The following is a 21,631-nucleotide window of genomic DNA, read 5'->3' on the forward strand; positions in this document are numbered from 1 at the left end:
CGATGATAAAGGTGCAGAAGAATGGAGAAACACATGTTTGATCATGAAGAACGGTGCAGCAGAGCACAACGAACACGGCAAACGACCTATTTGCTTGTGCGAATGTTATGGCAATCTGGTCCGGTGTTAACCTTGCTAATCATTTTGTTCATATTCATTGAGGGGGCTGTTCCAGCACTTCAGCTCTATGCCTCTAAACAAATCATCGATGGAATTGCGCCAAACGGATTAGAATCATACGCGGCACGGTGGTCTATTGTCTATGCTTGTAGCCTGGTCTTGCTTAGCATCGTGAACGCCGCACAAACCTGGCTTAAAATGCTGCTATCGGAGCGATCCGTCATTACCGTGAACAGTGTTTTGTTGGATGCCTTCGAACGTATTCCCGGCATGCGCTTTTTTGAAGAGGAGAAACACCGAAACCGGCTGGAAGCACTGCGAGATCGCTCCAATTGGTTGCCTGCACAGCTCTTGAACTTCAGCGCAAGTATGTGCACGTCTGTGTTCTCAGCTATTGGTATTATTATGCTGATTGCCGTGCTCTCTCCGATGCTGTCCATCATTCTGGTGCTGTCAACCGCTCCTTTTGCGTTCATGCAGAACCGTTACAACGAGATGGAATGGCAATATGCCAAAGAATATGCAGTTATAAGAAGAAGATTGGATTATACTCGAAGCCTAGTGATTAGTCGACGTGCCGCCAAGGAAATTCGCCTGTTTGGTTTGGGCAGCCATTTCCATAACATCTATCAACACACGTTTGCTCTGCTGTATGAACAATTTCGAATGATCCAGGCCAAAAGCGCCAAAGGAACGGTTTTTACCGGTCTTTTTTCGGGTATGGTGGCAGGAGGAGCATACTTTTGGGTAGTAAGTCAATCTGGATCGGGCTCGATTTCGCTGGGGGATATTGCTCTGTATTTAGGGGCTGTGTTTCAATTGTCTGTTTCCTTAAGAGAGATTGCCAAGGAAGGGGCAGACACGATTGATATCTGGAGAATGGGAAATGATTTCGTCTTATTTATGAATGCAGAGGAAGATATCCAGAAGCCTTCACATCCCATTCCAGTGAATGCTGGCCCCCTATCTATAGAATTCAAGGGAGTAAGCTTCAAGTATCCTTACCAGGAACAGGAGAGTGCTGCTTCCGAGGAAGCAGCTGATGATTTCGACCTGGACCTGGACAGTGAGGAAATTGATGACGAAAACGAGGACGAAGTCCACGACTATGCTGAGGATGTTAATGAGAGTGAAGATAAACGTTCCCCCTGGGTTCTTGACCATATCAGTTTCAGCATATCGCCCGGGGAGCGCATCGCGATTGTTGGCGCCAATGGGTCGGGTAAAACGACACTTGTCAAGCTGTTGTGCCGCTTCTATGAGTTTTGCGAAGGCGAGATTAAAATCAACGGTGTGGATATTCGCTCGTTTGATGTCAGGGAGCTGAGAGAGCATATCTCGGTTGTTTTTCAGGAATTCGGAAAATACGAGTTATCCCTGCGCGAGAACATTATGATCGGCAGCCCGAACACACAACTGAGCGACAGGGAGATAAATCAGGCACTTCAAGATTCAAGGCTGGACCAGATCGTTTCGGCGCTGCCTCATGGAACCGAAACCCTCTTGGGCCCCGAATGGGGAGGTACTGATTTCTCAGGTGGACAATGGCAACGCGTGGCGTTAGCCAGAGCGATGGTTCGTCAAGCAGGTCTGGTCATTCTGGATGAACCGGCTGCGTCCCTTGACATTCGGGCTGAATATGAGATTTTCAATCAGTTTCAAAAAATGACAAAAGGTAAAACGGTGATCATGATTTCTCATCGGTTCAGCACGGTTAAACTAGCAGATCGAATACTTGTCCTGAAAAATGGTTGTATTGTGGAAGAAGGTAGCCATGAGGCCTTAATGTGCAAAAATGGGGAGTATGCCACCATGTTCCGTTTGCAGGGAAAATCTTTTCAAGGGGAGGAGCATATCCAGTGATAGCATTGCAACGAATCACAGCCAGGCGACGACATATGGCTTCCTCCGTTTTGTTTGGACTGTCCTTGTTATGGACATGCTCGCCAGTAAAAGTATGTACCGTTTTTGCCATTAAAGTGCTTGAGGCATTGCTTGGTCCGCTGCTTGTGTGGCTGAGTGCCCAGATCATTGACAGATTGGCTGAGCAGCCGTTTGTTCTTGCATCATGGGATGCGCTGGCTTGGATGGTGCTGTTGTATATTGGGCTAACATTAGCTGTGGATGCCCTCCAACCCGTATCAGAGATGCACAAACGCCTGTTGACTGCAAAACTTCAAGCACATATTGATGAGTTGTTGATCAGCAAAGCAATGTCGATTCCGGATATTGCTCCTTTTGAAAAGGCAGGGTTCCATACAAAAACTCGGGTTATTCAATATAACGAATACTTCGTTACAATGTGGTTAACGATTATTTCTCAGACCATCGGAGGACTGGTCGTGATTGCAGCCGGGAGTATAATGATTGGAACGATCGCTCCCTGGGCCCCGATTGTCTTGCTGGCGTTGGTCGTTCCCAAGCTGTATTGGGAAGCGAAGCTCAACAATGCTACCTTTGAAGGACGTGAGGAGGTCCAGGAATTAAGGCGGCGTGCTGAGTATTACGCTGGTACGCCGCTCAGGCCTGAAACAGCCGGAGAGCTGAAGGTATTTGGTCTTGTTCCTTTTTTTAAGGAGAGATATCTGAACACATCACGAGAGCTTCTGCTTACACTTTCAGCCGACCAACGGAAACTGGCTCTCCATCAATTATTGTGGTCTGTGCTCCAGTCGCTGGCCGCCGGTCTCATCATTATATATCTAGTTGGACATGCGCTTTCCGGCCACTTCACAGCAGGGGACATCTTTTTATTTATTGGCGCCACTATTCAGTTGAATGAGGGAATGAATGAATTGTTTGCAGCTTTTGCGATCGGTCCTAGAGAAGCCAGACATCTGGAGAAGATTCGTTCTTTTCTCTATAGCGAGAATGAAATGAAGTCAGGCCCATGCCCTCCGGCGGTGTCCGTCAAAGAGGGCTTCCGGCTGGAAGGGGTCCGTTTCCGGTATGATGAAACCAAGGTTGTTCTGGATATCCCAGAGCTTATCATCCCTGCTGGAAAAGTGACCGTGTTGGTCGGTGAAAACGGGTCAGGTAAAAGCACGCTTGTCAAACTGCTCCTGCGCTTCTTTGATCCCAATGAAGGAGTGGTGTTTTACAACGGTATTCCGCTGTGCGAGTATGATATCGCTGCCTATCGGACACAGGCTACAGCCGTATTCCAGGATTTTGTGCGCTATGAAATGAATCTTCGGGACAATATTGGACTAGGTAATCTTGCGGCTGTTAACGAGCAAAGGATAATCGAAAGAGCTGCCAAGCTGGGCGGAGTAGACGAATTTATCCACAAGCTGGGGCAAAAATATGATACACAGCTAGGCAGGCTATTCGGAGGCAGAAGCCTTTCAGGAGGAGAATGGCAGCGGATTGCATTATCCCGTGCTTTTATGAGAAAGGATATTGCCGGATTGCTGATCATGGACGAACCATCTTCTGCGCTTGATGTGTTCATGGAGGAAGACGTGTTCCAACGAATGCGGGATTTAATGAAGAACAAGACGGTGGTCATCGTCTCGCATCGGTTGAGCACTGCACGACACGCAGATTATGTAGTCTATATGGAACAGGGCAGAATCATGGAGACGGGAACTCATAATCAATTGCTGGTGAATGGGGCAGGGTATGCCGAACTGTACAATATGCAGGCTCAAAAATACAGATAAAGAGGTGAGATGAAATGAGCGTGATTGACAATTTGCGACCGTTTACGGTAAGAGATCTGGCGATGCTGGAGGAGTGGTTTAAGGATGCAGAGGTTCATCGGCGCTTGGAGGGAATGCTTCCTTTAGACGAGTGGCATCAACACGTGGAGCAGCATCCTGGTTATGACGTGTGGGTAGCGTTCTCGGAGGGTAAAGCCGTAGGTGTAATTATGATTGAGCAGGAGGAGCAGAATACGGGAAGCATTGCCATCGTTGTCGATCCGTCGGTTCGAGGCAGGGGCTACGGCAGAGCAGTGGTTGGAAAAGCTATGCAGCTTCCCAAACTGGAAACGATCCATAAATGGTACGCCGGAATTGAAGCCGACAACGCTGCTTGTTTGAAGTGTTTTCAGTCTACTGGTTTTGTACTGGAGAACGAAGCTCCCGATGAAGACGGTTATTTTTCTTTATGGCATATCGCTAATATTAAAGTGTAGAGCGGAAACAAGGAGGGATGGCAATGAAAAGAACAATACAGCTGTTTGTGTTCATTCTGCTTGTCTCGTTTCTTCCTATATCTGAACTAAAAGCATCCGATCGGCAGGCCGATTACACCTTTCTCATCTATATGATTGGTTCAGATATGGAAAGTGATTTTCATATGGCAAGCGATGACTTGAAGGAAATGATGAGTGTAGGCTCTTCCAGCAATGTAAATGTTGTTGTTCAGACAGGAGGGGCTCGAAGCTGGGACAATTCGTCCATTGAGTCCGGTCTGAATCAACGATGGCGTGTTGAAAAGGGGAGGTTGGCCCTTCTGGATAACGCAGGCTCGCAAAATATGGATACATCCGATTCCCTTACAGATTTCATTCGCTGGGGAACCCGTGAATATCCAGCTCGGAAGCATGTGCTTATGTTCTGGGGGCACGGTCTTGGACCGATCGATGGATACGGCGGCGACGAGCACTATGGAAATAAAAAAATGAGCTTGACCGAGCTTCAAAAAGGAATTGGACGCGCCTATAACGAAACGGGAATTAAATTTGAACTCATTGGCTTCGATAATTGCAAAATGGCAAGTGTGGAGGTGGCCTATGCACTTAGGAACTATGGGGAATATATGCTTGCCTCTGTCGATTACACGAATCAGAATGGGTGGGATTATACAAAAATGCTGAAGGCAGTTCAAGAAAAGCCCGGGATTTCCACCCTTGAGTTGGGCAGAACTATTGCTCAAGGATATCTGGAACAGTCGAAGGAAAACGGCGAAGAGGAGGACCTTCAGCAATCGATCATTCGACTGGATCGGATGGAAGAGGTTATGAGGGCAGTCGAGTCATTCAGCAAAAGATTGTTAAAGCCCCAAGCTATGACAAAGGGAATAAGTCATTTGAGAAAAGCCCGGGATCAAGCCGAGGATTATGCGGACGAAGCCGATTTGGTGGATCTTGCTGATTTGTTTACCTTGATCGGCAAAAGAATGAAAGCTGAGACCGAGGCGGACCGCGTCAAAAAAACAATTCAAAAAGCGGTTGTTTATAACATGAAGTCTCCTGAACACCCCAAGGGAGAAGGAATGAGCATTTATTTTCCGAGTAAGGATGTCTATCGCTTTACGGAAAAGGTCAATATGTACCGAAAACTGGAATTCAGCTCGAGCTATAAGGCTTTTATTACTGAATACTCGACATTGTTGTCACGTCGGCCCCAAAATACTCCAAACAAAAAGTGAACGTTGTTATATGCAACTGAAGTTAAGGAAGCAACGAAGCATGAATGACGATGCAAGCAATGGAGCCTGTGTGAAACCACTGTACATCAGCACATAATCAGCGATAAAGCGGGAGAGCTTCTTCATACCTTTCTTGTTGGCATGGTTGGTGACTCTTCCGTGTTACCAAACAAGCGAGGTTTTTTTGTTTATGGGATCTACAAGGGTGAATAACTAACATCCTCGCTGATATATCCTGCAATGGGAACTGCTTGGTATTATTTTGTTCAAAATAGAGTATTTTTGAGTAAATTAACGAAAAATTTAGAATTAAAGAGGTATGATATTATTTTTTTAGCTTAATAGTGTTAGTACATATTACATCCTATAGTTATAATAATAGGTCAGTACATTAACGGACCCAGTTTTTCTGAGAGGGGAAAACTATAGGTGTCATGCTCTGTTCATGACGCCCTGAAGGCAAGGAAAAGAAAACGGATTTGGACGGAAGCAAGCGAAACACATAGGAACGGATGGGGCATGTTCAGAAATAATGTTGGATAGCCTAACTCTCATGCTAAAAGATTCCGGATTCGCAATTTGAGGTACAGGCCAAGATCAAGCTTGGGAACAGTGAAGTGCGCGGAATTGATTATACTGTAGAAAGGATATTATTTAACCACGATTAGATGAATTTTGCGAACAGCATTCTGCTATTTGGTGCTGTCTGTTGTAATGGGTCAGTGATGAACCGTATCGTTACCCATCAGGTGATAAGACAAATTGAGTTGATACACGTAGGAGGAACGGCAAGAACATATGAATACTTTAAAACAACAATGGTTTGGCAACATTCGCGGAGACGTGCTGGCAGGCATTACGGTAGCGCTGGCGTTAATTCCGGAAGCCATTGCTTTCTCCATCATTGCAGGTGTTGATCCGATGGTCGGATTATACGCTTCGATTACGATTGCGATTGTGATCTCGATTGCTGGTGGAAGACCCGGTATGATCTCGGCGGCAACGGGTGCAATGGCGGTACTGATGGTTGGACTCGTCAAGGATTATGGCGTGGAATATCTTTTTGCAGCGACGATTTTAACGGGCATTATCCAGTTTCTACTGGGCATATTTAAGGTTGGGCGGTTTATTACGTTTGTGCCTCATTCGGTTCTGACGGGATTTGTGAACGCGCTGGCTATACTCATCTTTATGGCGCAGTTAACCCATTTCACAGGAACAAACTGGATTATGTATGCGATGGTAGCGGGCACGCTGGCGATCGTTTATATTTTGCCACGGTTTTTCAAAGGCGTTCCAGCTCCACTGATTGCAATCATCGTGATGACGATTATCACCCTGGTGTTTCATCTGGACGTAAGAACGGTCGGCGACATGGGAAATATAACGAGCACTCTGCCGATGTTCCACTTGCCGAATATTGCGTGGACTTGGGACACGCTGATGATTCTGCTGCCATACTCATTCACCATGGCACTCGTCGGTTTGCTGGAATCTCTACTGACCGCTACCATTGTGGATGAGATGACGGAGACCAAGAGCAGTAAAAACCGCGAAGTGCGTGGTCAGGGGATTGCCAACTTCATTAACGGTTTGTTCGGTGGTATGGCTGGCTGTGCCATGATTGGGCAGTCGGTCATTAATGTGAAGTCTGGCGGACGTGGAAGATTGTCTACGTTTACTGCGGGTGCGTTTCTCGCGATCCTGTTGCTGCTGTTTAGCGGTGTGGTGAAACAGGTACCGATGGGGGCGCTCGTCGGTGTAATGTTTATGGTGTGTATCGGGACATTCGACTGGAGTTCTATCAAAAATATAACTCGCGTGCCGCGCGCGGAAGCCTTTGTCATGATCGTGACGGTGGCGATTGTGGTCTATACCCACGATCTGTCGATCGGGGTTATGGTCGGCGTTGTGCTCAGTGTGCTGCATTTTGGCTGGAAACAGACCAAGATCCGCGTACAGGCGAGCCAAGAGCAAGGGCAGAAAGTATATCGGGTTCAGGGACCATTCTTCTTTGGTTCTTCGTCCCGCTTTGTGGATGAGTTCGATGCAGAGGCCGATCCGAAGGAAATCACGATTGATTTCGGAGGGTCACATATCTGGGATAATACCGCGGTTGTGGCTATCGGCAAAGTGAAGTTCAAATACGCGAAGCTGGGCAAAACCGTGCACCTACGCGGGTTAAACGAGGAAAGCTCTCGTATTCTTGAACGGAGTGGATTTGCTACAGCAGGCGGGCACGGTTCGTAACTTGGTTGGAACGAAGTAAACAACGAATAGATAACATAAAAAGATAATTTATAATCAGCGGCGCACTTTTTCCGGAAATCGGGAGAGGGCGTCGCTGTTTTTTATTATAGCCTGAGGCATGCTAGGTCATATCCACAGATCAGCAACCTGAAGGCAGATCTAGAGTCTCTTACTACCCGACTTAAAGTCACTTGGTCGATACAAGTCACGCTGATCTTGGAATTTTGTGCTACAAGTTAGGGGGTAACGCTGTATCCCCTTTTGTTTTGCTTGACTAACGTGTAAACTACAGGGTATGGAGAAGAAGAGCAACGAGTGGATTGCTTTTTAAAAATTCATTTCATAATCATGATTGATATAAGGAAAGCTAGTCTTGATTGCAGATACTGAAGTCTTTATGAAATGGACTTATCTAAATGAATATACAGAGGTGTAACGATTGGCAAACTTTGAACAACTGGGCATTCGCCCGGAATGGTGCGAGATCCTGAAACATCAGGGCATCGCCGTGCCGACTCCGGTACAGGAGCGTTCGATTCCGGTACTGTTGGGTGGACGCGATATTATCGCCGAGGCACAGACAGGCACAGGGAAAACGCTGGCATTTTTGCTGCCGATTATTCAGAAAATTAACGTATCCGACCGTTCGCCACAAGCGCTGATTATTGCGCCTACGCGTGAGCTTGCGCTGCAAATTACGGAAGAAGCGAAGAAGCTTACTGCTAACGACGATAAACTGCACGTGCTTGCCGTATACGGCGGGCAGGATGTGGACAAGCAACTGCGTAAATTGCAGAACGGTACCCAGATCGTTATTGGTACACCGGGTCGTCTGCTGGATCACCTGCGCCGTGGCACGTTGAAGCTTGATAATGTGAAAAAACTGGTGCTGGATGAAGCCGACCAAATGCTGCACATGGGCTTCCTGGACGATGTGGAGACGATTCTTAGCGAGCTTCCGCATAAACGTCAGACAATGCTGTTCTCAGCAACGATGCCTAAAGGCATTCGCAACCTGGCGAAGACCTACATGAAAGATCCGGAAGATGTGAAGGTATCTTCCCAATCAGTTATCCCGATCAAACAAATTCGCCAGCAAGTGCTGGAATGTACGGATCGCGGTAAGCTTGAAGCGCTTCGCGGTATGATTGATACGTATCGCCCATACTTGGCGATTATTTTCTGCCGGACCAAGCGTCGTGCATCCAAGCTGAACCAAGATCTGCGTGAAGCAGGTTATGCAAGTGATGAACTTCATGGAGACCTGTCCCAATCCAAGCGTGAGAACGTAATGAAAGCGTTCCGCGATGCCAAACTGCAAGTGCTGGTTGCTACAGATGTAGCTGCACGTGGACTTGATGTTGAAGGCGTTACGCATGTATTTAACTACGATATGCCGCATGATGCGGAAAGTTATATTCACCGGATCGGTCGTACGGGCCGTGCAGGCGGTACGGGTCTTGCTGTAACGTTTGCAACAGAGCACGACAGACCAGAGCTTGCACGTATTGAACAAGGTATCGACCAGAAGTTGTCCCGTATCCAGTGGACGAGCGAAGGTCCAATTGCTTCAACTGGAGCAGCTAGACGTTCCATTAACAGTCAAGGGGATGACGAACGTTCAGGCGGACGCTCTTCTGGAACTGGTAGTGCCCGTCGTGGTGCAGGCCGTAACGATCGCAGAGATGGCGGACGTGGGGGTCGTGGTTCCCGTGGCGGCGAAGGTGGACGCAGTGAAGGCGGACGCAGTGGTGGTCGTAGCGGTGGCCGCAGCAGCGACAGCAGTCGCGGAGCAGTAGGTCAAGGTGGACGCGGTGCGGGTCGCAGTGGCGACGAGCGCAGCGCAGGTCGTGGTTCCGCGCGCAGCAGCGACAGCAGTCGCAGTGCAGCGGGCCAAGGCGGACGCGGTGCAGCTAGCAGCGGCTGGGCTGGCCGTAGCGCCGACAAGCGCAGCTCCGGGCGCAGCAGTGAAGGCTCTCGCCGTCCGGAATCCGCAGGACGCGGACCGGCGAAGGGCGACCGTCGCGATTCTCGTCGCGGACGGTAAAGCCTTGGCGCAAGCGGCAATATAGCCGCAATTGCGCAGGAACCATGCCTTGCCACAGCGTTTGGCATGGCGCATATGAGAGGGTTCGGGTACAGATGTATCGAACCCTCAGATCAAGGGTCGCGACGAAACCACGTCGCGGCCCTTTTTCACCAGGACAGATGATCATTTCCGCTTATTCTTTTTGTCATCTGCGAGTGCCTGTTCGCGCGCCTGTTTGATCCATGGGAAATGCCATTTAGGTATTCCCCATCTAGTTTGTCTTTTTTTTCGTGTACTGCGTATAGCACGTGGCAGACTGCCATAAAATTCAAAACACCTCATCCTAGACCTAAGGATGGGGTGTTTTTGGATTAATTCTTATATCATTAGAAGCATAACCTTCGATCTGTGGTGCTGACGCGCATGCAGGGATGGATGAAATTGCATTCGTCTATATACAGGGAGTGAGTTTGCACTAAACTACGTTTTTCTTTCTCAACATACCATGCCTACAGCTGAACATCTGCGTACTGATCCCGATATTTCTCGTTATACACCCGGCCCACCGACTCTGCCAGTCCTCCGCGTGCCTTGCTCGGATAGCGTTCAATCGTGTGATAAAGTCTCATGAATCGATCTTTGGGCATAAAGCGGGCGTAGCGGGTAATAAGACTAGGGAATAACTCAATATATTTGCTCTTGCGCACGGCAGCAGCAGCTACGGCTGTAAGTATCTGAATTCCATTGTGGAGCTGTAAAATGTTCACTTCATAGGTTGCGATATAACGAATCGCATCTTCACGGATCAAATCCGGCTTAAGCCGAGCAATCTCACCGATATATTCAGCCAGCAGCCGCTCGAAGCTGCGTAACAGCAAGGGCTTGAGCTGCAGATCCATATCACTGCGCAGGACAAAGGATTGTAACAGCGCAACCTGCTGCAGTCGAATCCGGTCATTGTAGACGAGTGAGCCGATCTCGCGGAGCATCTCATAGGCAAGTGCTTCATCCTGCTTTCGAGCTTCGGCGACCAGAGCCCAGTTGCGGTTAATGCCCTGGCGGATGAGTTCCTCATCCTGTTGCAACGTGCGCTTCAACTCGCGCTGCTGCTCTACCTCGAACGAACGTTTCTGTATGAAGATCAGTAAGGCCAGAAGCAGCAGGGAAACACTGGCTGCCGCCATGGTCTGATCTATGGTCTCACCAAAATAGGTGGCAGCTGCACCGAACAATATGGTAATGAACAGGTCGCGTGCAATTCGACGTTTCACACGGGAAGTTGCCTTCGCTTGAACGGAATTCAGGGTACCCCGGCCACAGGCCGTGCACTCCTCTTCCCACAGGCAGGTATACTGTCCACAACGGGTGCAGACTTGCAACTTTTCATAGGCATAGGTCGTTCGTTGAAATGGTCGTATGGATACAACTAGTTTAGTACTCATGCTCAATCACGCTCACCATTCAGAATAGTGTAGAGGGTACGATCCGTGTCTTCGCGGGAGACCGGTTTCCGCCGATGAAGCTGGAGTGCAATTACCTTTATGATGACAAAAAGAAACAATATGGCGAGGCATCCGTATGTAACCATAATCCGTTCCCTTCTATGGCTTGGTGAACAAGCGCTGTTATATTGCAGTTTGCTGGCAATAACTATATCATATTTCCATAGTTGGTACTTTTGTGCCAGTTCAAGGCATGAAATCGTCGATTTTTGTCAGTCATTACAAAACTGTAACTCAAGATAGGGGTGCTTTTCAGAATTTATTAGTAGACTGTTAAGATTTCCTTAAGGCTTGACGCCTATAATAAACTATTCCCATTTTAATCTCAAACGTGAAGGAGTACACCCAATGCTGCGGACACGCAAAATACGCTGGCTTAGCGGAACGATGGTTCTGCTGGCAATTCTAACGCTACTGTTACCTCAAGCGTTGCTGCCACAAGCTGCAGCGGCTCAGGCACAGACAAGCGGAATTGATGCGGTACTTGTAGCCGATGTAAGTAACTCGATGAATACAAGTGACCGTGACAAGATCAGTAATGAAGCCATGAAAATGTTTATTGATATGCTGCCAGTCCAGGGGGACAAGGTAGGGATTGTCGCTTATACCGATCAGGTGGAGCGGGAAAAGGCTATGCTGGAGATTCAGTCCGATGCGGACAAGAGCAGCCTGAAGGATTTTATTGATCAGCTCGGCCGGGGGCCATATACCGATGTCTCGGTTGGTGTCGCCGAAGCCGTGAACATACTGAATCATGGTGCAGACCCATCCCACTCGCCAATGATCGTGTTGCTGGCGGATGGCAACAATGACTTTAACAAAACCAAAGGCCGTACACAGGCACAATCCGACGCTGATCTGGCGAAATCCGTGAAGGAAGCACAGGATCAGGGTATCCCGGTGTATACGATTGGACTGAACGCGGATGGCAAGTTGAACAAGAATGCACTCGCAGATCTGGCCCAGCAGACCGGAGGCAAGTCATTCATTACCGATACACCGGATGATCTGCCACAGATCCTGAGTGAGATCTTCGCCGATCATGCCAAACTGAATGTGGTGAAACTGCCCTCTGTAACGGGAAACGGCAGTTATCAGGAAGTTACCGTGAACGTGCCAAACGACAGTGTGCTGGAAGCAAACATTTCGATCATGTCCTCGAAGCCGGTGGAAGTACAATTGACAGACCCTTCCGGACAAGCCGTGGACCTGAATTCGGATGCAGCCAAGCTCTCAACGTCGAAGAGTTATTCACTCGTGAAGCTGTTGAAACCCCAAGAAGGAGACTGGAAACTTCGGGTAAAAGGGGCTCCGAAAGACAGCATCGATATCAACCTGTTGTTCAACTATGATCTTCAGCTCGTTGTGGACCCAATTAAGACCAAGTCCTATACCAAAGGAGACAAGGTTGATCTTGCAGCCAAACTGGGAGAATGGCGGTCAGCCGCTTCAGGATAATGATCTGTATACAGATATGAAGGCCACGCTGGTTGTGAAAGATGTGGATACAGGCAAAAGTGAAGAACAACCGCTGGAAAACACAGGTTCTGGTTTTGCCGGAACGTTTGAAGTACCAGACAATCATAACTATGAATTAGTCATCCGTGCGGAAGAAGACAGCTTCTACCGTGAAAGTGAGCCAATCACGATCAACGCGAGCGGAGCAGCCGGAAGTGCATCTCAACCAACAACGTCTGGCGGTGAACAGGACAAGCCGTTTCCTTGGTTGCCTGTCATCCTGGGTGTTATAGCCCTGATTGTGGTCGGTGTTGGTGCCTGGTTCCTGATGGGTTGGCTGAAACGCAAAAACCGGGGCTTTGTCGGTCAGATGATCGTTGAGATTCGTGATGAGAACACGGGCGACAAGTCGTATCCACAATATAAAAAGTTGGTATCCTTCCGGGGCCGATTCCATCTGCATCAGTTATTGCAGCTGGACCCTGAGCTGAAGGAAACCGAAAAATATGTATTTACGCCCAGCAATGGGGATCGAATTATAATCCGTAACACCGCAGGCGGTACGCTGGAGAAATCCGGTCGTGCAGTTGATGCAAGCTCAGGCGTTGAACTGAAGAACGGTGACCGACTGAGCATCCCGCTGCAACAGGCGGACAAAACGATTTTGATCGAGTATTTAGTCTAAAAGGAATGCCAATAAAATTTGGGACCAACTGTTTACACGAGAACGCAGAGGACAGAAATAACGTGAAGAAGCGGAAGCGTTCGCCTAAAAGCTTTCTGAAAGAAAGCTACATCGGAAGCATACGCTATCCCCGGATTTTCACTTTGTAAAAGTGAATCGAAAAAATCTGGGGATAACAGCGATCGGAAGGTTATTCTGTCATCGGAGTGGCAAGTGTAATTAAGTTGTAGTTCCAACTTGGTTAATCAAAGGAGGACATGGAATGAAACCGATTGTTAGAGAACATATTCAGCAACTGGATGTATCACTTGGCGGAGGTATTGTCAGTGAGAAGATCAGAGTTGATACAATTGATAACCCCATTCTGATTATTGGTCTGGGGGGGACGGGAATTGACGCACTGTTGCGCCTCAAATATCAGATCAACCGTCGTTTCAAGCTGCCACAGGACCCGGTATCCAAGAAAAAAATGGATAAGCCGGACAATGTGGAGTTTCTGGCTTTTGAGACAAACGAACAGGATCGTGCCAAAAAGTATAAAGGAATCGGACTTGATCCGATCAATGAATTCGTATTGCTATCCAATGCTGAGATTGGCGGACTTCTACAGAACCGTAGCGTGCTGGAGCCGTACATTACGGACTGGCTGTCTCCCGAACTGAGCATCACGGACGGTATGAACGGCGCCGCAGGTGTACGTCAGGCTGGACGTTTGCTCCTGTTCACGAAGATTAATCAGGTCGTGCAGGCCATAGACAAAAAGATCAAAACCTTATCCGTAGGCACCAACAAAAAACTGATGGTATTCCTGCTGACAGGTCTGTCCGGCGGTACAGGCAGCGGTTGTTTCCTCGATATTTCCTATATCGTGCGCGGCATTATCGAACGGGATCACGGCTCTGCCGGGATTGACCGCGTGAATACGCTGGGCTACCTGTTCACGCCAGACGTGAACCTGTCCAACAAAAGCTTGAGCGAACACACACGCGAATACATTCGCAAGAACGGATATGCTGCGCTCAAAGAGCTGGATTATTGGATGAACGTGGATAGCCGCGGTGAGCGGTTTACACAGAAGTACGGCAATATTTTAACCGTTAACTCACCACTGCCACCATTTAACCTGTGTCACCTGATCTCAGCGACGAATACCGAGGGCAAATTGCTGGAGAACGCCTACGATTACTGCATGAACGTCACGGCCGAGAACATTACCAACTTCATGGCAAGTGAGGAGAAGCAGTCTGGTGAGGAGTTTGCAATCCATGACTATATCAGCAACATCCGGACCAACATTGCACAGATGAACAAGGTGTACCCGGCAAACTATGATTACAACATCATCGGTGCATCTTCGGCTGTCCTGCCGATTGAAGAGATGACCACGTATCTGGCGTATCGCATGTTCGACAAAATGAACACTATGTTCTCCAAAGCGCCAAACCAGGAGGATACCGAGAAGTTTGCCCGCAAGCTGGGCATTGATCTCGAAAGTGTGGTCAAGTCCTTTGAAGCCCGTGTGCCTGAGCCGCTGCCTGGTTATCAGAACAGTGAACGCCTATCCTATGGCAACGTGGTGAAATCACAGGTTGTGAATATGGACACCGAACTGGAACAGAACTTCCTGGCGCGTGCCCGCGAGGAATATATCAAGGCGAAGAAACAGCTGCCGGGTGAGATTGCCGGTCAGTTCACCGAACAGATCCGGCGTATGTTTTTGCATCCCGAACAAGGTCCGTTCTATGTCTCCCGTCTGATTTATACGGAAAAAGGATTCTGTGTACTGAAGATGATTCAGTCATACATCGAAACCCTGCGTGAGAATGCCTTCCGCATTCCGCGTGATATTGAAGCGGCTCAGGAGCAGTCCGAAGAGAAACTGGGCGATGCGAAGAGTGCTTTTGTCTCCAAAGAGAAGAAAAAGAATGCTTATATTGAAGCAAAAATTCATGAGTACTGGCTGCACGCCGACGTGGAACGCAACGATCAGATGATCGAGTTCTATGAAGACCTGTATGAGTTGCTGAACCAGGAGAACAGCCGCATTTATAACGTATTTACCGAAACGCTGAACGCCCTTAGCTCGATCTTTGCGAAGAACGGTGACCTGCTGACACGCGGCGAAGAACAAGCTGATCACAAAGGCAACAAAACATATTACTGGAACGTCGTAAGTGTACCGGATATCGTCAGTGTGGTGGACGGGCTGTTGGATAAGCGTGATACAGATGATCTAATCCGTGACTTCTCCCGTGAATTGCTGGAAAACTCCAGCCAGTGGGTGAAGGAAAACGAGATTGATATTGTCAGCTCCATCTCCGACTTCCTAAGTGAGAAATTCGGTGATCTGATTACTCGTTCCATGGAAGATTTCCTGGTGATCAAATACGGTCAGGATGAGTCGGTCGAAAAATTCGTGGAGCGTTTCATTGCTGGCAAGCTGGATGACGAGGCCGTTCCGGTGTTCAATCTGAGCAACAGTACAGGCAGTCTGCATTTCCCTTCATGGGGATTTGTTTCGGTACCAGCACAGGCGCCAGGCATTCTGAAAGGGATTCGTAATTATCAGAACAATGCGGTAGGCAAGTCTCATTTTACCGTCAAGGAAAGTGAAGTGCGTAACCGGATTTTCTGGCTGAACACCCGCAACGGGGTACCACTCTTTGTGTATACACCACTCAAAGTATATGAGGAAAGTTATGAACGTACCATTTTGGACAAAGAAGGCATTGGTCGTCACTTGGTGCAAACGGAGAAAAACAACTGGACCTATCTGCCGTCTCCGATTCCGGAGAAATCATGGGGAGATGTGTACGAGAACGCTCGCGTCAAGCAGTATAACGCCCGTGTGCGTAGCGAATTCGAGCAGGCGCTTGGATACAACATCGTGACAGCCAAATCCATTGATGAGAATACAAGTAACCGGTATGCGATTGTGACAACAGAAGCGTTTGATTTGTCTGCCAAACTGGGAGCCTACGACATGCGTCTGACGTCCACCACGCCGAACCTCGGCGAAGTGAAGCGGGCGGTGATTGAGTTGAAACGTCTGCAATCCGAAGGGTTGCCACGTGTAGGAGTTAAGGATATTTTCGGAAGTATTAATGAAGATATGGCCAAAGAAAACCTGGTACGCTCCCCGCAGCTGATCGCACGTGTACGTGAGGAACTGGCAAAGATGAATGCCATCTCGGCCAAAGTCGCCGAACTCGAAGGCATTCTTGCCCAGTACCAGGATGAAGAGCAGTGGTATGACCGCTTCATCGAAGCGTTATATACCGACACCATCGTCAAAAAAGGTGCGCTCTACGTCTATGACCGTGACCCGGAAGAAGACGCATGGGAGCCGTTCGCAAACCTGATGAAGAGCCGTAACTTTGCCGAGTATGAAGTGTTTGGCAACTTCCGCGGCCTGTCGGAGAAGGATCGCAGTACACTGCTGCGTAAAGCCTCCCGTCGGGATAATGATCTGACGGCTTCAGAAGATATCACCCCACTGCTGACAAAGCTGGATGATCTGGCTGCGCTGTTCATGGAATCACGTGATCGTCTGGAATATGAGCGGGTAGAACTGGCTAACGGAGAAGACATCTATCAGTTTTACAGAACGATGTCGTCCAAGCTGAACGACATTCGCAGAAGGCTGAAGTAAGATGGTGACCGGGATGGAGTTCAATTCGAACAATACCCTGAAGCGTGATCTGGAGAAGTATGCAGCACAGTATGCAATAGAGCAGGAGCGTCAAGGCAGCCTGGGTGATGGACGCAGCAGTATCCATTACCCAGCTTTGTTCCTTTTCGTGGGTGATCTGGTTGCACCTGCCGTGTCTGCTGTGCAGGAGATCAATCGGCTGAAATGGGATAACGGAGACGGTGTGGTCTACGTTCAGATTGGGACAGAAGATCAGGAAGCGGGTTCGGGTGAAACGAGGAATGGTGGCTCGTCCGATGACGGTCAGGTGACTCTTCACCGCTTGCCTCTGTCCGCTGGGCAGACAGAGCGACCATCCAAAACACGGCGTAAGGATGTACACTGCAGTTTCCACGAATCGGATCAGGCGCTCTTTGACCTGAATCGTACGCTTCGTCGGGTCAGTAACCGAATTGCCGAATATGGACGGCTGTACTCGTCATTTGATCGGATTTACGTTACGGTGGTAACCAGGGCGGATGATCCGCTGAATGTATTGTTGCCAGAGCTCACCAAGCTGACGGAGACCATTCTGTCCCAAGCCTTCAAGTCCGTGCAGACGGATCTGCATGTATTGGTCAGCGAGATGGAACAGGTGGATTCCTTTGGTTATGCCAGCGCAGCAGGCCTCGCTTTTCTGCGGGAACTGGATTATATGCAGTCGCTGGACTACACGTACAGCGGTAATCTGTTGGTGACGGAGGATGGGATTTCCATTCCCGTTACACATCCCGCGTCACCGTTGTTTGATCTGGTATATCTGTTGTCCGACAAAAATGAGCGTGGAACCGGCGTTCCCGGTGGCTGGATCGAAAATGCCGAGATTATCTGCCGGATCTGCCTGTTGAAGAACAGGAAGCAGGATGGGAATCGCTTGGGTACCGTTTCAAGCACGGGAGCGAACACGTACAACAATACATCCTTTAAAAACAATATTCGTACCACCTCTGATCAGCATGGTTATGCAAGTGCGGGTTTTGCCGAGATCAGGCGGCCAAACAAGCCGATTGCACTGGCGGTGTTATATCACTTGTATCGGTATCTGCTCGCACGCATGCGGCAAGAGCCGGATTGGAGCATTAAGGACAAACTCGCTTTCTTTGGACTGGACGCGGCCTCGGTGGAACACAAAGTCGAAGGCCTGCTGCCCGATGAAGATCTGGTTAGTGGCATGAGTGGCATCATGACGCATAACGTCAGTTTCTCTGATCTGAAGCCGCTCTCACTTCGTGAAGCGGAGAGAGCGTTGTTTGGACAAGGAGCTGAAGCGTACTTCCGCGATAACGTTGTCCGTCTTGTCGAAGAGCGTGTGCGTGAGCGCAGCTCTGGGGGCTCTCTGCGCCGTCAGGCCGAACAATCCCGCGCGGAGCATCCAGAGGTTGGTTACTTCCAGTGGGCTGCCTGGAGTGACAGTGAGCCTGGCAGTGTACGTGAAGCGCTGCTTGGACTGATTCGGGATAAATCGATGCAGCTTGAATCGGCACGTGCTCTGCTGGAGCAACGTCAGCAAGAGCGGGTGGAAGATCAGTCGTTCAAACGTGCGTTGTTCCGTGATAAGCAGAATGTACGCAATCTGATTGACTGTATGCTGGAACGAGTGTATGTACCCAAGGTAGACTTGCTGCGACTGGAAAATGAATTACATCTGCTGCGCATCTACGATACGGAGATGGAAGAACTTCACCGATATAGTCGCCACGTCACAGCAGCCCTTGAAGTGTTGGAACGTACACTGCGAGAAACGGCTGCCCAAAGTATCGCCGCTGCGGATGAATACATCGGCCAGAACGTGATGGAATACTACGGCAAAGTGACGGAAGAGCTAATCACCGACCTGGAAGCCAAGCGCGGACGGGATGTATGGTTTGAGGACCGTTACATGGGAGACATGAACCGGCTTGCCACAGAAGGCGATGATCGTCTGCTGAAACGGCTGATGGAGGTATGTCACTCGTTGCTGCTTACAGCCGAGCCGTTGCGGTTACCATTTGAAGAAGAGCTGTTGCAGCGGGCCAACGTTACGATTGCTTACGGAGATAAAGACGTATTAACCCGGGATGATCTGTTCCGCAGGTTGTACCACACGCTGGAGGATCAGGCGGTTGTTCGGGTACGGGTATTCGATTATACGCAGGAACATCGGTATGAAGAGAAGTATTTCTTTGGTGACCATCATAGTGCTTTTATGGACTACGCGGCACATGCCGAAGAGACGTCACGCATCTACAAGCTGGGTGTGGTGTACGAAGAACGCAGCAGTGGTGTGGAGAAGCTGAATCTGATGGGAGGTTTCCATCTGGAGGATCTTATGGTGTATCGGAACGGCAAGGTATATTATGACTCGTACACGGAGAATGGATATGAACTTCACCCCGCAGGTCTGGCGGAAAGGTTGTCACCCATTCGTTAAGCCGTCTGGCTGTGTCATGACACCCTGCTACAATCTTGTATTAACTCAGCCTGCTTACGGCTGATATGGAAAGGATGCATGTGGACATGCAGCGAAAAATCAATCTTCTCCTGGTCCTGTTCAGCCTGATTGGCGGAGCAGTGGGCTTTGCGGCAGGAGAAATCATGCTGCGTCAATGGCTTGGGGAGATGCCACGTCTGTTGCTGATGGGATTGTACTTTGGCGTACTGGCGTTGAGCGTTGGATTGTTCTGTTTGATCGCAGAGATGATCTCACCCAAGCTGAATGGCGCTTCATGGAAGCTACGGTATCTGGGACTATCGTGGAAATTGCTTGTTCCGGCAACACTGGCTCTATTGTTTGTTGTTGGACTCGCCCTTCAATTGTTGTACCAGATCAATCCAGGCGGTGTGAAGCAAGTGAAAGACATTATACTGATGATTGATAACTCGGGCAGCATGAGCGAGACAGATCCGGATAACGGACGCTTTGAAGCAGCCAAGACTCTGATCAGCCAAATGGAGAGCGACAAACAGGTAGCTGTCATCACGTTTGATGACCAACCGCAGTTGTTGCAGCCGTTTATTGCGCTGGATAGTGAAGCGGCCAAGAATGAGGTTTATGGCAAAATCGATGGCATTGTCACGACTTCGGGCGGCACCAATTTTGATGCCGTGCTGCGGGAAGGCATGGAACAGATTCAGGGCAAACAGGACCCGAAACGCGGTACAGTTGTCATCTTGTTATCCGATGGCTTCAGTGAAGCGGACACGACCGATATTTTGTCCCAATATAACAACGAACAGATTTCCATTAATACAGTCGGCCTCAGTCTGGTGGACCCATCAGGAACGGATTTGCTGCGTAATATTGCCCAGCAAACGGGTGGCATGTACTATGATGTACCGGATTCCGGTGGTCTGAATCTGGCATTTCAGCAGATCTACGATACGATTGATGAACGGACGCTGGTAACGGAGCGTACAGGCGTGATGGAACAGAGCATTTATCTGGCGATTTTCCGTGTAGCAGCCGTGTTACTAATCGGCGTGGCGCTGGGTGTGTCACTCGGACTCGTGTTTGATAATCGTCATCTCGCGCTCAGCTTCGGCATTGGTGGTGCGGTGTCTGGTCTACTGGCAGGGCTTCTGCTGGAATGGGGCCTCGACGGTTCGAACGTGGGTGATACATTTGTACGACTCGGTGCGATGCTCATCTTGTCTGGTGTACTGACCCTCTTCTCCTGGATTGTTCCGATCAAAGAGAACACGCCGCGGAAGAGCAGGGGTCGGCGTGAAGCTGGCGGCGGAACTTCTTCAGCCGAAGGGTTTGGCCAGAGAGCAAGAGATACACGCAGCAAAGGATTCTAACGTCGGGAGGTCAATGGAAATGCGGTTTACGGATGCAGACCCTTCGACACCCTTGATTCGAAAACTGACACTTGCGGTGGACGAAGGACGTTGTACACTTCGCTGGCTCTGGCCGGAACGGGTAGAAGCTGTGTATGTGGAACGGCTAGAGCTGGATATGATGAGCGATGATCGTACTGGGGAAGAGCCTGCACAGGGCAAGCTGAAGTTGTACACGAGAGAGGAATACAAGGCGAGCAATGGTTACACGGATCGGATCACGGGTTTTGGTGCCATCAAGTACACGGTGTATGTGTGTCAGATGCAGGACGATGGGCCTGTGCTGATTCGTCAACGAGACGAGGACAACATGGTGATTGCAAGCGCAGGGAAGGCGGATATCCGCTTTTCCATTCGCTACAAGAGCGGTTTTTTTCAGAAACGAAAAAGTGTGTTGATCACCGTCACAGCGGAAGTACCTGTTCCAAAGGAAGCACTCTGTTATGTTCGCAAGCAGGGCGGGGTTCCGTTGAATAAGGAAGATGGTACGGTGTATCCTTTTGTGAGTGATTTTGCTCCCGGAAGAAATGAGATGCCGTCCGTTGAAGTTGCCAAGGATGATTATGTGCGATTATTCTTCACGGACGGACCGAAATATGGAGCCGCCTATCGGCTTATATCAGACTAGATAGTTGGACTAGCGATTGGAAGGTTACTCTGTCATCGTAGTGCAAGTGTAAATCACCTTAGTCTGACTG

Annotated in this window: 12 protein-coding genes and 1 pseudogene; 11 read left to right on the plus strand and 2 right to left on the minus strand. The window is 49.1% G+C overall.

Translation table 11 applies throughout. The features are described 5' to 3' along the window. Nucleotides 1-21: 21 nt before the first annotated feature. The 6 genes from QF049_RS25610 to QF049_RS25635 all read left to right on the plus strand — a co-directional run bounded on the left by QF049_RS25610 (nucleotide 22) and on the right by QF049_RS25635 (nucleotide 9,796). The gene (locus tag QF049_RS25610; RefSeq protein WP_307541594.1) at nucleotides 22-1,983 is read left to right on the plus strand and encodes an ABC transporter ATP-binding protein; all 1,962 of its coding nucleotides are present in this window, start codon (nucleotides 22-24) and stop codon (nucleotides 1,981-1,983) included. After that, on the plus strand, nucleotides 1,980-3,785 hold the full coding sequence (locus QF049_RS25615; RefSeq protein ID WP_307541597.1) for an ABC transporter ATP-binding protein: 1,806 nt from the start codon (nucleotides 1,980-1,982) through the stop codon (nucleotides 3,783-3,785). Before QF049_RS25610 ends, QF049_RS25615 begins: the two co-directional genes overlap by 4 nt. A 14-nt stretch (nucleotides 3,786-3,799) precedes the next feature. After that, nucleotides 3,800-4,261 carry a GNAT family N-acetyltransferase gene (locus QF049_RS25620; RefSeq protein WP_307541599.1) on the plus strand — a complete coding sequence of 154 codons (462 nt, stop codon included), beginning with the start codon at nucleotides 3,800-3,802 and terminating at the stop codon, nucleotides 4,259-4,261. Nucleotides 4,262-4,284: 23 nt separating this feature from the next. Then, on the plus strand, nucleotides 4,285-5,499 hold the full coding sequence (locus QF049_RS25625) for a clostripain-related cysteine peptidase (RefSeq protein ID WP_307541600.1): 1,215 nt from the start codon (nucleotides 4,285-4,287) through the stop codon (nucleotides 5,497-5,499). A 798-nt stretch (nucleotides 5,500-6,297) separates the two neighbouring features. Next, nucleotides 6,298-7,749 (plus strand): SulP family inorganic anion transporter, encoded by a 1,452-nt coding sequence (locus tag QF049_RS25630; protein WP_307541602.1) that lies wholly within the window; start codon nucleotides 6,298-6,300, stop codon nucleotides 7,747-7,749. Nucleotides 7,750-8,188: 439 nt separating this feature from the next. Continuing rightward, the gene (locus QF049_RS25635) at nucleotides 8,189-9,796 is read left to right on the plus strand and encodes a DEAD/DEAH box helicase (RefSeq protein ID WP_307541605.1); all 1,608 of its coding nucleotides are present in this window, start codon (nucleotides 8,189-8,191) and stop codon (nucleotides 9,794-9,796) included. Nucleotides 9,797-10,287: 491 nt separating this feature from the next. Here QF049_RS25635 and QF049_RS25640 read toward each other — a convergent pair whose 3' ends face one another. Together QF049_RS25640 and QF049_RS25645 are read right to left on the minus strand one after the other, a co-directional pair. Continuing rightward, on the minus strand, nucleotides 10,288-11,220 hold the full coding sequence (locus tag QF049_RS25640) for a hypothetical protein (RefSeq protein WP_307541606.1): 933 nt from the start codon (nucleotides 11,218-11,220) through the stop codon (nucleotides 10,288-10,290). Nucleotides 11,221-11,222: 2 nt separating this feature from the next. Continuing rightward, entirely contained in the window at nucleotides 11,223-11,366 is a 144-nt protein-coding gene (locus QF049_RS25645; protein WP_165980303.1) for a hypothetical protein, read from the minus strand. 262 nt (nucleotides 11,367-11,628) lie between these two features. On the opposite strand from QF049_RS25645, the pseudogene QF049_RS25650 reads away from it, so the two are divergent. The 5 genes and pseudogenes from QF049_RS25650 (at nucleotide 11,629) to QF049_RS25670 (ending at nucleotide 21,561) form a co-directional block, all read left to right on the plus strand. Next, nucleotides 11,629-13,423, plus strand: a pseudogene (locus QF049_RS25650) (vWA domain-containing protein). 262 nt (nucleotides 13,424-13,685) lie between these two features. Further along, complete coding sequence (locus tag QF049_RS25655) at nucleotides 13,686-17,075, plus strand: tubulin-like doman-containing protein (protein WP_307541609.1); 3,390 nt, start codon at nucleotides 13,686-13,688, stop codon at nucleotides 17,073-17,075. A 1-nt stretch (nucleotide 17,076) separates the two neighbouring features. Next, a complete protein-coding gene (locus QF049_RS25660; protein ID WP_307541611.1) occupies nucleotides 17,077-19,524 on the plus strand; it encodes a transcription initiation factor TFIID in 2,448 nt (815 codons plus the stop codon). A gap of 86 nt (nucleotides 19,525-19,610) precedes the next feature. Further along, nucleotides 19,611-20,894 (plus strand): vWA domain-containing protein, encoded by a 1,284-nt coding sequence (locus QF049_RS25665; protein ID WP_307541613.1) that lies wholly within the window; start codon nucleotides 19,611-19,613, stop codon nucleotides 20,892-20,894. A gap of 19 nt (nucleotides 20,895-20,913) precedes the next feature. Continuing rightward, a complete protein-coding gene (locus tag QF049_RS25670) occupies nucleotides 20,914-21,561 on the plus strand; it encodes a beta-mannanase (RefSeq protein ID WP_307541614.1) in 648 nt (215 codons plus the stop codon). Nucleotides 21,562-21,631: the final 70 nt, after the last annotated feature.

Source organism: Paenibacillus sp. W4I10, assembly GCF_030816325.1.
Classification (GTDB): domain Bacteria; phylum Bacillota; class Bacilli; order Paenibacillales; family Paenibacillaceae; genus Paenibacillus; species Paenibacillus amylolyticus_B.